Source organism: Undibacterium sp. Di27W, from assembly GCF_049340345.1.
Taxonomy (GTDB): Bacteria; Pseudomonadota; Gammaproteobacteria; order Burkholderiales; family Burkholderiaceae_D; genus Undibacterium.
Genome location: NZ_JBMPOS010000002.1, coordinates 571,739 through 586,084, shown reverse-complemented (window position 1 = coordinate 586,084; position 14,346 = coordinate 571,739). Strand labels below are relative to the sequence as shown.

Below are 14,346 nucleotides of genomic sequence, written 5' to 3'. Positions count from 1 at the left end.
TGATTTGGTAAAGATAGCATGCTGACTACCATTTTTCTTATCAACAGGATAACATCCCAAAAAGAATGGCTTGCACATATCTGCCAGTAGCTTATTGCCAGCGCCATGATGCAAAGCAATCCGGAGACAAAAAATGAACCTGATCGACCCTATTGTCCAATTCCAGGCTGAGATCCAGCAAATCCGGCGTGATATCCATGCCCACCCGGAGCTTTGCTTTGAAGAACACCGTACTTCTGAAGTCGTTGCGCAAAAGCTGGAAGCCTGGGGCATACCCATCATCCGTGGCCTGGCAGGCACTGGCATCGTCGGTGTACTCAAGAATGGCACCAGCGAACGGGCCATAGGCTTGCGGGCCGACATGGATGCCCTGCCCATGCAGGAAATCAACACCTTTGCCCATACCTCCAGGCATGACGGAAAAATGCATGCCTGCGGCCATGATGGCCACACCGCCATGTTGCTGGGGGCGGCGCATTACCTGTCCAAATACAAGGAATTTGACGGCACGGTTTACCTGATCTTCCAGCCCGCCGAAGAAGGCGGCGGCGGTGCGCGGCGCATGATAGAAGACGGCATGTTTGAGAAATACCCCATGGATGCGGTATTTGGCATGCATAACTGGCCGGGAGCAGCGGTAGGCACTTTTGGCGTTACGCCAGGGCCCATGATGGCATCGTCGAATGAATTTGAAGTCATCGTCAGAGGCAAGGGTGCCCATGCGGCGCAACCGCACAAAGGCATAGACCCTATCATCGTGGCAATACAAATGGCGCAAAGTTGGCAAACCATCGTCAGCCGCAATGCCAGCCCGCTGGAGTCAGCCGTACTGTCGGTCACGCAAATCCACTCAGGTAGTGCCACCAATGTCATCCCGGACGAAGCGACCCTGATAGGCACGGTACGTGCCTTCAGCACACAAATGATAGACCTCATAGAAAAACGCATGCGTACCATCGCCGAACATACGGCTGCGGCTTTTGATGCCCAGGTAGATTTCCGCTTCAAGCGCAATTACCCACCCCTGATCAATCACGCCAAAGAAACCGCCTTTGCGGCGGAAGTCATGCGTAGCGTGGTCGGTGCAGACAAGGTCGATGATCAGGTAGAGCCCACCATGGGCGCGGAGGATTTTTCCTTCATGCTGCAAGCCAAACCGGGTTGCTATGCCTTCCTGGGCAATGGCGACGGTGGCCACCGCGACATGGGTCATGGACTCGGCCCTTGCAACTTGCACAACCCCAGCTATGACTTTAATGATGATTTGCTACCCATAGGCGCAACTTATTGGGTCAGGCTGGCGGAAGCCTACTTGAAAAAAACTGCCTGAGCAGCCATCTAGACAGCCTGGAATGCCTTAGAATCATTCCCCATATTTACCAAAAAATTACCAAAATTCAACCAGATCAGATAAGAAGACTTTCATGGCCGACGAAAAAGACAATAACGCATCACCAGCACGCAGCCCTTTCCTCGAAGAAAAGGCCTTTAAATCCCGTACTGTGCTGGTTTTTGGCACGATCAACGACAAACTGGCATCAGAAATCTCCCAGCGTCTGATTGCCTTATCGGCAGAGTCCAAAGAACCTATCACTATCCTGGTCTCATCCCCTGGCGGCCATGTGGAATCTGGCGATGTCATCCATGACATCATCAAGTTCATTGATGCGCCGGTGAATATCGTTGGCACGGGCTGGGTAGGCAGTGCTGCTGTGAACGTGTTCCTGTCAGTACCGAAGGAGCGTCGCGTCTGCCTGCAAAATACCCGCTTTTTGATCCATCAGCCTAGCGGTGGTTTTGGTGGCCAGGCATCGGATATCGCTATCCAGGCACGTGAAATCGTCAAGATACGTGAGCGTATCGCAGCCCTGATCGCCAGAGAATCTGGCCAGACGCTGGAAAAAGTCACTGCAGATATAGACCGTGACTACTGGATGAGTGCAAGCGAAGCCCTGGAATATGGCCTGGTTTCCCGCATTATTGTCAAACAAAGCGAACTGTCTTAGAACGTATTTACGATCTTAAGCCTTTAAAGCTCAAGCTTGCAGCAAAAAAAATGCCACAGCAAACTGTGGCATTTTTTTATACATTAAAACTCTTCCCAGTCATCGGCAGCTGCTGCCACTGGCTCTTTTTTCGCTCCTGAAGGTTTGACGGTTTTGGCAGCGGGCTTGGGCAAGCTGCGTACTACCGGTTTTTCATGCGCGCTTTTTACCGGTGCTGATCTGGCCGCAGCTACTGGTTTGCTAGTGCCACGCTGAACCTGGTCCAGTTTGAAGACACTGACGATACGGCTCAAATTTTGTGCCTGGTCCTGCAAAGCGCCCGCAGCCGCCGCAGCCTCTTCTACCAAAGCAGCATTTTGCTGTGTCATCTCATCCATCTGCGTGACCGCCACATTGATCTGCTCTATGCCAGCACTTTGCTCCGTGCCGGCAGCGGTGATTTCACTGATGATGTCGCTGACACGTTTGACACTGTCGACCACTTCCTTCATGGTTTCGCCCGCCTGATCAACCAGGCGTGTGCCCTGCCCTACCTTGTCCACAGAATCATTGATGAGTTCCTTGATTTCCTTGGCGGCACTGGCCGAGCGTTGCGCCAGGTTGCGTACTTCGGATGCCACTACAGCAAAGCCGCGGCCCTGTTCACCAGCACGGGCAGCTTCCACCGCCGCATTCAGGGCCAGGATATTGGTCTGGAAGGCAATACCATCAATAACGGCAATGATATCGACAATCTTTTTGGAAGATTCATTGATAGATCCCATGGTATCGACCACTTGCGAGACCACATCACCTCCTTTTTGCGCCACGGCAGAAGCAGAATGAGATAACTGGTTAGCCTGGCGCGCATTGTCACTATTGTGCTTGATGGTAGCGGTGATCTCCTCCATGGAAGAAGCAGTTTCTTCCAGCGAGCTGGCCTGGTTTTCTGTGCGTCTGGACAAGTCCATATTCCCATTGGCAATCTCGCTCGTGGCGGTGGCAATTTCATCCGTCCCTTGCCGCACTTCGGTTACCACTTGCAACAGGCTCTGGTTCATTTCTTTCAAGGCTTGTAATAACATACCTGTTTCGTCACGGGTATTCGACTGAATATCACTGGTCAAGTCACCAGCAGCCACGGTTTGCGCTACCTTGACGGCGTCTTGCAGGGGACCAGAAACAATACGGGCAATGGTATAGGCCAGCAACATGCCCAGGGAAATGCTAATGATGAGGATAGTAATAATCAGCGTACGTGAAGTTTGATAAGACTCCATGCCTTTGGTATAGGCATCAACACCACCATCCACATTGATCTTGACCATCTTGTCGACCATGTCACGAATTTTGGAATTGAGTTTGGAAGAATCTGTGCGCATCATTGCCATCGCGTCTTTGCCATTACCGTCATGGGACATCGCCGCCATTTTGTCGCTAATCTGCAAATACTCCGCCATGGATTTATTGTAGTCATCAAACAGTTTTTTCTCTTCGGACTCAGTAATCAGGCGAGCATACTCTACCTCGTGTTCTTTCAGCCCCTTGACTGCTTCCTTGACGCGACCCGCATATTTATCTGCCTCTTCGACATTTTCGGCAGATACCATCTGTGCTTCCTGTGAACGTATGCGCGAGACCCGCTCTTTGATTGACATGGCAGCATTCACGCTGGGCATCCAGTTAGTGCCCAGTTCATAGGCATTTTGATTGACCTTGGCCAGCATGGTGATGGAAAACACACCCAGGAAAACCGTCAGCAGTAAAAGCAAACCAAACCCCACAAACAGCTTGGCTGAAATTCTTAAGTTATAAAACATTCTCATGACAGTTCCTTGAAAAAGGCTGACAAAATGCAAAAACGAAAATTCAAACTGGCCTGGCAAGCATCGTTTTAAAATTCTTCCCAGTCATCAGTAGCCTTGCTCAGCTCGCGTTCTTTGGTAGCGGCTTTTGCAGGCGGCGCTTTGCGTATATTAGCGCCAGCACCAGTAGCAGCAGGTTTGGCCAGTTGCTTGCTGACAGTCCTGACTGGTTTACTGGCTGTAACTGGGGCAGCATGTCCATGTATCAGCTTGAACACACCCACCACACGACTCAGATTAGCGGCCTGCTCTTGCAGAGCGCCAGCGGCGGCAGCAGCTTCTTCCACCAGGGCCGCATTTTGCTGAGTGACATGGTCCATCTGTATGATGGCGGTATTGATCTGGTCTATGCCTGAGCTTTGTTCAGTACCAGCAGCAGTAATTTCAGAGATGATATCGCTGACACGTTTGACGCTTTCAACCACTTCCTGCATGGTGGCACCCGCCTGATCCACCAGACGTGTACCGAGATCGACTTTTTCTACCGAATCATTGATGAGTGCCTTGATTTCTTTGGCAGCACTGGCGGAGCGCTGCGCCAGATTGCGCACCTCGGATGCCACCACGGCAAAACCGCGTCCCTGCTCACCAGCACGCGCCGCTTCTACCGCTGCATTCAAGGCCAGGATATTGGTCTGGAAAGCAATGCCATCGATGACGGCAATGATATCAACGATCTTTTTCGACGATTCGCTGATCGAGCCCATGGTATCAACCACTTGCGAGACCACGCTACCGCCTTTTTGTGCCACAGCAGAGGCAGAATGCGATAACTGATTAGCCTGGCGTGCATTATCACTATTGTGCTTGACGGTGGAAGTCAGCTCTTCCATCGAGGATGCAGTTTCTTCCAGCGAACCTGCCTGGCTTTCCGTACGTGCTGACAAATCCATATTGCCATTGGCAATTTCTGTCGATGCCGTGGCAATCAAGTCTGTACCCGTTCTGACTTCACTGACGACTGATAACAGGCTGGCATTCATTTCTTTCAGGGCCTGCAGGAGTTCACCCGTTTCATCCGAAGTATTGACTTCGATATCGCTGGTCAAATCACCCGAAGCCACGGTCTTTGCAACCCTGACGGCTTCTTGCAAAGGACGGGATACCACTCTGGCGATAAAATAGGCCAGGAGCAAGCCCAGGGCGATGGTGACAATGATCAGGCCCAGTATCAGATTTCTGGAATTGGCATAGATCTGCTCACCCATACGATATTCGGCGATACCGCCATCGGCGTTCACCTGTACCATCTTGTCGGCCAGCGCCAGCATGTCGGCATTCAGTTTTGATGACTCGCCACGTAAGGTCGTGCGTGCTTCTTCCATATTGCCGGCAGTTGCCTGGGCTGTCAGTTTTTTTGCCTCGACTACATACAGCTCCCATAGTTTGCTGTATTCGGCAAAATACTTTTTTTCTATTTCCGTACTGATGAGTTTGACATAGTCGACCTCATATTTTTTCAGCTCGGCAGTATAGTCTTGCCAGCGTTTTTCATATTTTTTCAGGGCAGCTTCATCGCCGGCAGATAAAACGATTTGCATTTCCTGGGTACGGAGTCGAGATATTCTTTCTTTCATTCCCATGGCAGCATTCACGCTGGGCATCCAGTTGGTGCCCAATTCGAGTGCAGTACTATTGACTCTGGATAGTTGATAGACTGAAAAACCACCGAGAAATACAGTGAGTGATAACAGTAAGATGAAACCAACGAAGAGCTTGGCCGAAATCCTCAGGTTGTAAAACAATTTCATGGTAAGTCCTTTATTAAAAGGAACAACAGAATTGCGGAGGCAGACAAATAGTGAGGGGGTACTATGAATATATATCTAGTTTTAGTTGCATTTGTTGCAGATTGCAAATTTCTCACAAGTAATTCATATATATGCAGAAAAAGCGTGGCAAAAAAAAAGAAAGCTGGGCAGCAGCTTTCTTTGGAGTAACAATTCAGGCAAAAATCAGGGTAATACGGTTACTACCTTGACTGTGGCATCCACCGCAGTGCGTTCTATATAACCGATGCCAGTAGGATTGGCTGCTACAGCTTTTTTTACTTCCGCATTATTGTGCATTTCTTTTGGTGCAGTGCCCTTGCCGGTAAACACCAGCTTGGACCAGATAGTCTTTACTTCAGACAAATCTTTGTCTGCCACCTTTTTATAAAACTCAGCGCGTAAAGGAGAACTTTCTGGCAAGTCCACCGGGGTAAACATGGGGGATTTACCCAGGAAAAACTGGGATGCCTGCGCAGCTGTCATGGCTGTTGCCGGATTTGCTGCATTGACGATAACCACCAGTTCCGCGGCATTTGCCATGCTGGCCCCCGTCATGACAGTGGCGGCCAATAATAAATGTGTCAATAGCTTATTCATCACGCCTCCCCATCAAAATACAAAATCAACAGCTGCTGCAAAGACCGTGACCGGGCCTTTGAAACCAGGCTTGGCATTAATGAAAACGCCTGGGCCATTGTCAGGTGACATTCTGTCGAGTTGCAATTTCAGAGCAGCCGACTTATGGAAATCCCAGCGCACACCTATGCTATTACTGCTTTGTATAGGTGAAGAGGATGCCAGTGAATTTGCACCCAGGGTGTAAGGCAGCAAGGGGCCAGCAGTTGGCAGACCAGCCACAGTACGCGGACTATCCTGGGTGGCTGAAGCATGCACCACATACGGCAGGAAGGCCCCCATACGGTAGCCAAACATGGTGTACCAGGAGGTTGTATCAGCGATAGACAGGCTGGCAGATTTACGTTTGCCATATTCAGCCTGCACGACCATGCTCTTCCAGTCCACACCCAACCCGACAGAAGTGAACGAGGCCTTGGTATCATTCACGGCAATCGCATTCGCACCGGAAACAAAACCAAACTTCGTCAAGCCGGTCACCAGGGTAGTCAGGTTAGTCGAATTGTCGACGGTCACATTGGCATCGACGCGGCCAAAACGGAAAGTGAAAGGACCGTTTTCAGCAACGATATTGATGCTCGATACTTTCTTGAACTTGGCAGTAAAGCCACCACGATTGTCAGAATCAGTCACACCATAGGCTACTTGCGCGGTGAATGCGGTGTCGCCCAGATTGGTCTGGTAGAGTACATCGGCACCATCCAGGCTTTCCAGCGTGACCTGAGTATACATTTCTACCGGAGGGCGCAACATGGTATTGGCATAACCTACATTGCGGTAATCAGAAATCATGTACACCGGCAAGCCAACACGACCCACGCGTATGTTCAGGTTTTCAGAGACCTTGGCTTTGGCAAAGGCCCAGGCCAGTTCTGCACCAAAATTGTCCGTGACGTTTTTGCGCACCAGGCCCTGGCCAGTGAAAGACAACCAGTCATTCATTTTGGCCGTCACCTGCAAACCGAGATTGGAATCCACCCCGGTTTTGGCACCGCTGGTGACACCGGCGAGTTGATTGGGGCGGGCAAATTCTGCATCGGAAGTATTGCTGCGCGTCAGTGCGGCAGTGCCAAATCCGCTGACAGTGATATTCGACGTGTCTTCGGCCCAGGCGGCCGATACTGCGGAAGTCATCGCCAATAAAGTGATAAAAGGTTTCAATTTCATGCTATCTCCTTGAAAGTTTCTTCATTGTAAGTTTTATTAAACAGCCAGACTTAGACTATTTCCTCAGGGAAATCAAAAAAACAATGATGCAATAGCAAGTAAACAGATAACAATAAAATACCGAAGTTTTTGATGGCTCCTAGGAGATGCCTGATAGAAATAGAAATTCCAGCCAGTCTTTTCAAGTTAGATGATGGTCAGACTTACAAAAAGTCATTTCACCATTTCTTGCATATTTCGTGGCGAAATGCAGACAATTTTCATACCGCAAAAGAAAAAATGGCAGGCCATCAAGGCCTGCCATCACCAAAACTGTGCAGATGAATGAGCTCTAGAAATCCGCTGTCACAGAAAAACTCCAGCTGCGTGCAGGTACAAAAGTATATTGATCAAAGGCTGCACCCTTGCTATTCGGCGCGATGGATGTAGCGTCTTGCTTATCGAACAAATTATTGATACCGAACTGCGTTTTCACATTTTTCAGCATCAGACCATCTGTTTTGAGGCGATAGCCAATAGTCAAATCTGCGGTTGTGTAAGCCGCTATTTTGTAGGCAGCTGGTTCACCATCCTTGGCATATTGCTGGCCTGTGGTTTTTGCAATCAAGGAGCCATACAAGCCATTTGCCTTGTACAAAACCCCGACAGCAGAGGTGGACTCAGGCGCTTTGGCAACTTGCAAGCCTGTATCTTTTGCCTTGGCACTATTCAGTGAAGCATTTGCATGCAGGGAGAAACCGCTGCCCAGGTAATACGTGGCCGCAGCTTCTATGCCTTTATAGACGACGCCACCCTGGTTGTAATACACCACATCATTGCCAGTGCCGGTAGAAGCAATCTTGTTATTGAAGTCTATGTAATACACATCAGCATCCAGGCTCAGGTCTCTGGATTGATGAACCACGCCGAATTGATAATTGGTGGAAGTCTGCGGCTTGGGTGTGCTCAGGCTGGGCGTGTTGACATAGAACATGGACAAGTCAGGCACCAGGAAACCACGGGCAATTTGTGCATAGGCAGATAATTCCTTGTTGACGCTGTAATTGGCAGTCAGGAAAGGCAAGGTAGTCGTATAGGTTTGCTCGGTCGTCGTGGGGATGCGGGTAGTCTGATTGACCTTGGCATCGAGTGAACGCTGGAAGCTCACATATTTCAATCCAGGCGTAATCGTCAGCTCTGGCGTGGCGGCCCATTCAAATTCGACAAATGGCTGGTATTGCCTCCAGTTGGAACCCTGCTCATAAGCGACATTCTTGGGGGCCGTGGCTTCCTTGGGATTGGCTGTGCCCAGGGTCCAGTCAAGATCATAGGTATGGCGATTGGTACTGGCATTTTCCAGCCAGATGCCGACGCGCAACAAGCCAGCATCGAGTTGACTGCTTGCCTTCAGGATATCGCCATTCACACGGTAGGCATTGAGCTTGTTATAACCGGGAACATTCAAATTGCCAGCCGCGCCTGACTTGGTACCATTGGCAGTCGCGCCGCTGGTATCCTGACCGGCATAAGTATCATTGGTATAGGAGTAAGTGTAGAGGGTATTGTCGATGGCCCAGTCCGCCAGTTTCGACTGCAGGCGTATATAGTCAAAATCCGTGTTTTTATTATTGAAGTTATAGCCATAGAAATTCTGGCTTTTCGGATCATTATTCAATGCATAGTTTTTGCCAAACTGCGCCGCCTGGCTCAAGGTCACACCACCTTTGTCAGAGACATAACTGGTGATCTTGTTGAAGGTAGAGAACACGGTCAATGTCGTATCCTTGCCCAGGCTGCGCTGCAATTTGAATTGATAATTATCTTCATTCACACCGCTATACGTCAGATAGCCATCTGTGGTCAGACGCGAGCCATTGAACATGAAGCGGGTATCACCAAAATAAGAGCTGATGCCGCTGTCCAGCTGAACGCCCAGCATTCTGGTATTCCATGAGCCAAAAGTGGCATAGGGCGTGAAATGAAAATCATGCGACAACTCTTTGGAAAACAGATTGATGGAGCCACCAAAGGTCGCCTGCCCCAGATTGCTGGCATTGCCCGGGCCGCGTTCTATGACCATGCCACCGATGATGCGTGCCGGGAAATAGGACGTCGAATGATGAGTAGGATTATTGGTATCACCGAAAGGGATGCCATCATAGGTCACATTGTATTCACCATCCTGAAAACCACGCAAGGTCACCTTGGTTTCTGCCAGGCCTGGACCGTTTGGAGATACACCCGCGCCTATGCTGGGCGCAATACGTGCTACTGCATTAAAGTCAGCCAGAGGGGTCACCGATTGTTCTATGAAGGTCGCCGTGATGACAGACTGAGGCTGGGTCGCTTTCAATGATGTTTGCACCGGTGCCCGGTTACCAACAGAAGAACCAGTAATGACAACGCGCGATTTGATCGCATCAGCATCCAGCGCGGAGGGGGATTCTTGCGCAACTTCGCTAGCGGCTGCTGTTTGTGCCTGGGCATTATGTTGTGCCATGCAAGCCAGGGCCAGTAAAACTTGTACTGTCGTGATATGCATGGAAAATTGAACTTGCTTGCGTGTCATCATTTGCCTTCCGATGTTCTTGGTGGGTAGAAAACCCGCAAGTGTAGAAAGAGCTTATGACAAGACGGTGTAAGCAAGATGACCGTTTCGTGACGTGACGACAAAACCTGAGGTACAAAGGTAAAAAATCTTGAATTGCTTTGAAATTCCAGTTTATACAAGCCTGAGCGCGGTATCGTTTAGGGCGGCGACAGATGTATAAAAATTATCTTAAAGAATATTTACTACTTATATAATAAGTTCAAATGCCTCGCCAACATTGCAATATTGATTAATAATTTATACAAGATATTAAGCTTTCCCCTTGCTTGTAAATGCCCTCATTGCGGTAAAGCTGCTTCGCTTTGATATGGAGTTGTGAATGGCTGCAATTCGAATACCTGGCATGACATTAATACTGCTGCTATGCCTGGCACCTGCACATGCCGACCAGCAGGCAGCGGAAAAATGGCTGCGAGAAGAATTCAAAGTATCGAGCTTGTCAGCATCTCAACAAATCGAAGAAATGCAGTGGTTCATCGCTGCGGCCGACAAATTGAAGCGGGCTGGCATTAGCGAGATCAGGGTGGCTTCTGAAATCATCGACACCCATGCCTATGAATCCACCGTCCTGGCAAAAGCTTTTTTTGAAATTACCGGTATCAAGGTCATTCATGAAACCATGCCTGAAGGGGACCTGGTGGAACGCCTGCAAAAAGCCATCTATGCCGACAAGAGCAGCTACGATGGCTGGATCTCGGACTCTGACCTGATAGGCACTCATTATCGTTATGGTGTCATCGAACCACTCTCTGATTACATGAAAGGCCAGGGCAAGGAATTCACCAATCCCGGCCTTGATCTCAAGGACTTCATCGGTACCAGTTTTACGACCGCACCGGATGGCAAGCTCTACCAACTGCCGGACCAGCAATTTGCCAATCTTTACTGGTTCCGGGCCGACCTGTTCGCCCGCAAAGACTTGCAAGAACAATTCCAGAAAAAATACGGCTATGAACTGGGTGTGCCGCAAAACTGGTCAGCCTATGAAGACATCGCTGAATTCTTCAGCAAGGACGTGAAGACTATCGACGGCAAAGCGATTTATGGCCATATGGACTATGGCAAGAGCGATCCCTCCCTGGGCTGGCGGTTTACCGATGCCTGGTTGTCCATGGCTGGCGCAGCAGACCGTGGCATACCGAATGGCTTGCCAGTCGATGAATGGGGGATACGCGTGGCCAGTGACAAATGCACGCCAGTAGGGGCCAGCGTTGCCAGGGGTGGTGCCACCAATTCACCGGCTGCTGTGTATGCGCTCAGCAAATACCTGGAATGGCTGAATAAGTATGCACCGCCGCAAGCCAGGCAATTGAATTTTACCGAAGCCGGGCCAGTGCCGGCGCAGGGCCAGATCGCCCAGCAAATTTTTTGGTATACCGCCTTTACCGCTGCCATGATCAAGCCAGACCTGCCGGTCATGAATGCAGATGGTAGCCCCAAATGGCGCATGGCTCCCTCACCCCATGGCGCTTACTGGAAAACTGGCATGCAAAATGGCTACCAGGATGTGGGTTCGTGGACCTTGTTCAAATCAACCCCGGAACACCGCAAGGCCGCAGCCTGGTTATATGCCCAGTTCGTCACATCGAAAACAGTCTCGCTGAAAAAATCCATCGTCGGTCTGACCTTCATACGTGAATCCGATATACGTCATGAGTACTTCACAAAAAATGCTTATCGTTACGGCGGTTTGATCGAGTTTTACCGTAGCCCGGCCAGGGTAGCCTGGACGCCGACCGGTAATAATGTACCTGACTATCCGCGCTTGGCAAGTCTGTGGTGGAGCAATATCGCCCCCGTAGTACAGGGACAGATCAGCCCCCAGGCGGCACTCGATAAACTGGCCGGACAAATCGACCAGGTCATGGCGGAATTGCAAAGCAAGGGCATGAAAAATTGTCCGCCCAAACTCAACCCTGTACGGGATACGAGCAAGTATCTGACCGACAAGGGCGCACCCTGGAAAAAAATGGCAGTGGAAAAACCCAAGGGTGAAACCATCGCCTATGACAAATTATTGCAAGCCTGGCGTGAAGGTCGTGTCAAATAATATCCACTCCGGATCAAGCTGGTGATGGATAGAAAAATGAGAGGAAAACAGTGTTCCTGCGTAAAAATCTGAGCCTGATTGCCGTCACGATACTGATCGTGTCGGCCATCCTGGCACAGTCCTACTGGAGTGCTCAGCAAGATAAGGAGTTGACGCTGGAAGCAGAACGCAGCAATGCCCATGTGGCAGTGCGTCTGCTTGAGGAGCATGTTGCCCAGACCATGCAGGACGGTGTACAAAAACTCGATACTGCGGCCATTGCTGCCGCTTCTTTTACGGACGTCGGCGTCGATGTCCAGCATTTCCTCGATAATTATGATGCCCAGGATTACCGCTATATCAAGGCTCTGCGTTATATCGATCTGGATGGCAATAGCTGGGTCAGCTCCCCTGATTTTCCATCGCATCAAATGACCGTCGCGGACAGGGATGACATCCATTTCCTCATGCTGCATCCCGAGCATAAAGAAGTCGTCATCGGCAGCCCTTATGAAAGCCGCTACGATAGCCAGCTGGTGTTGCCGATTGCACGCAATGTGTTTGACAAACGGGGCAGGCAGGTGGCGATGATCAGCACTGATCTGCGCATTGCCTATTTTGCTGAGCTGTATGCGAATGTGGCGAAAGAAAATAATGCCATGCTGGCGCTGATTGCCAATGCAGGTTTTGTCATCGTCCGCTCTCCCTTCGAAGCACGCTATGTCAACCGCGATATCAGCAAGGAGCCCGCGACAGACAGGCTGGCCAGCGAAGAGAAGGAAGGCAGCTTCACCGACCCGGATTGGCTGGACGATGAATTTGAACGCTTGTATGCCTATCGCAAAGTCAATGGTTTCCCGCTCAGCGTGGTGTATGGACGTGATATAGAAAGCATATTGGCCCCCTGGTATCAGCGCCTGCAAACCAGGATCATGTTCACCACCGTGGTCGTCTTGCTACTGCTCTGTGTCATGGCCATACTGGCGCGGCAATTTCATAAATTGCGGTTGTCGGAAGCCACGCTCAGAAATGCCGAATACAAATTCTCTGAAATTTTTGAACGCTCACCACTGGCTATTTCTCTGGTCAATCTGCACACCAGGAAAATTGATGCCGTCAATGATGCCTGGATCAGATTATTTGGTTACCGTCACGACGACATCGTCGGTGCTGGTGAACAATACCAGAAGTATTTTTGGGCAGATAAAGAAGAGATGCGCAAGTTCATCTCGCTCTTGCGCACCGAGCCACAGATAGATCATTTCCAGGCCAGGTTCAGGCATGCCGACGGTAGCATCAGGGTGTGCCTGCTCTCCTCGCGCACCTATATGTCTGATGGTGAAGAGCGCTTTATCATCACCCCTCAGGACGTGACACGCCAGCTTGCTGCGGAACAGGATTTGCTGAACCTGAATGCCTCGCTCGAAGACCGGGTTGCCAGGCGCACGGAAAACCTGGAGCGCTCGAATGCAGAGCTGGCAGAAGCCCTCGATTCCCTGCAACTCATGCAAGGCGAATTGATACGGCAAGAGAAACTGGCTTCTCTGGGTTCACTGGTGGCAGGCGTGGCACATGAACTCAATACCCCAATAGGCAATAGCGTCACTGTTGCCAGTACTTTGCAAGACCAGGCCAGGACACTGCAAGGCGAATTGCAACAAGGGACGATCAAACGCAGTGTCTTCAATGCCTTCCTTGAGAGCAGCATTTTTGGTTCTGAGGTTTTGCTACGCTCCTTGCAGCGTGCTTCTGAATTGATACGCAGCTTCAAGCATGTGGCGGTTGATCAGTCCAGTGATATGCGTCGGCAATTTGAATTAAGCCAGGTACTGGAAGAAATCCTGCTGACCAATTCATCCCTGTATGCCAAGACTGGCTTTGAAATGCAGACCCGGCTACAGGCTGGTATCCAGATGGATAGCTTCCCTGGTGCCTTTGGACAAATCATAGGGAATTTTTTGACCAATTCCATCAAGCACGGTTTTGATGGGCGAGTTACAGGTGTCATGCAACTGAGCACCACGCTGATAGACCAGCATCATGTCAAGCTGGAATTCAGGGATGATGGTACTGGCATCGCCAATGAACATCTGTCAAAAGTCTTTGACCCATTCTTCACGACCAAGTTGGGCCAGGGCGGTTCTGGCCTGGGCATGAATATCGTCTATAACCTGGTGAGCAAGATACTGGGTGGAAAAATACAGGTGCAAAGCGACACCGGCCAGGGCTGCTGTTTCACTGTCATCGTGCCTTTAAGCGCACCAGATACAGAGGAAAAAATTACGCCACAGTCTTAGTCCTG

8 protein-coding genes and 1 pseudogene are annotated in these 14,346 nt (G+C 50.2%); 4 read left to right on the top strand and 5 right to left on the bottom strand.

Annotation, left to right across the window (positions count from 1 at the left end):
* Window positions 1–133: 133 nt before the first annotated feature.
* Both ACO0LF_RS07280 and ACO0LF_RS07275 read left to right on the top strand, forming a co-directional pair.
* The gene (locus ACO0LF_RS07280; protein WP_423013341.1) at window positions 134–1,330 is read left to right on the top strand and encodes a M20 aminoacylase family protein; all 1,197 of its coding nucleotides are present in this window, start codon (window positions 134–136) and stop codon (window positions 1,328–1,330) included.
* Window positions 1,331–1,412: 82 nt separating this feature from the next.
* Window positions 1,413–2,006: pseudogene (locus ACO0LF_RS07275) on the top strand (ATP-dependent Clp protease proteolytic subunit); the annotation flags it as partial.
* Window positions 2,007–2,089: 83 nt separating this feature from the next.
* On the opposite strand, the gene ACO0LF_RS07270 reads toward ACO0LF_RS07275, so the two are convergent.
* From ACO0LF_RS07270 to ACO0LF_RS07250, 5 genes are all read right to left on the bottom strand, one after another.
* Window positions 2,090–3,811: a methyl-accepting chemotaxis protein gene (locus tag ACO0LF_RS07270; protein ID WP_423013339.1), complete on the bottom strand. Its 1,722-nt coding sequence runs from the start codon at window positions 3,809–3,811 to the stop codon at window positions 2,090–2,092.
* 68 nt (window positions 3,812–3,879) lie between these two features.
* Entirely contained in the window at window positions 3,880–5,601 is a 1,722-nt protein-coding gene (locus ACO0LF_RS07265; protein ID WP_423013337.1) for a methyl-accepting chemotaxis protein, read from the bottom strand.
* 204 nt (window positions 5,602–5,805) lie between these two features.
* Entirely contained in the window at window positions 5,806–6,219 is a 414-nt protein-coding gene (locus ACO0LF_RS07260; protein WP_423013335.1) for a hypothetical protein, read from the bottom strand.
* A gap of 12 nt (window positions 6,220–6,231) precedes the next feature.
* Window positions 6,232–7,425 (bottom strand): hypothetical protein, encoded by a 1,194-nt coding sequence (locus ACO0LF_RS07255; protein ID WP_423013334.1) that lies wholly within the window; start codon window positions 7,423–7,425, stop codon window positions 6,232–6,234.
* Window positions 7,426–7,756: 331 nt separating this feature from the next.
* Window positions 7,757–9,976, bottom strand: a complete 2,220-nt coding sequence (locus tag ACO0LF_RS07250) for a TonB-dependent receptor (protein WP_423013332.1) — start codon at window positions 9,974–9,976, stop codon at window positions 7,757–7,759.
* A 358-nt stretch (window positions 9,977–10,334) separates the two neighbouring features.
* Here ACO0LF_RS07250 and ACO0LF_RS07245 point away from each other — a divergent pair, with 358 nt between their 5' ends.
* Both ACO0LF_RS07245 and ACO0LF_RS07240 read left to right on the top strand, forming a co-directional pair.
* Window positions 10,335–12,065, top strand: coding sequence for an ABC transporter substrate-binding protein (locus ACO0LF_RS07245; protein ID WP_423013330.1), 1,731 nt, complete (start codon window positions 10,335–10,337; stop codon window positions 12,063–12,065).
* Between the two features lie 50 nt (window positions 12,066–12,115).
* A complete protein-coding gene (locus tag ACO0LF_RS07240) occupies window positions 12,116–14,341 on the top strand; it encodes an ATP-binding protein (RefSeq protein WP_423013328.1) in 2,226 nt (741 codons plus the stop codon).
* Window positions 14,342–14,346 lie beyond the last annotated feature (5 nt).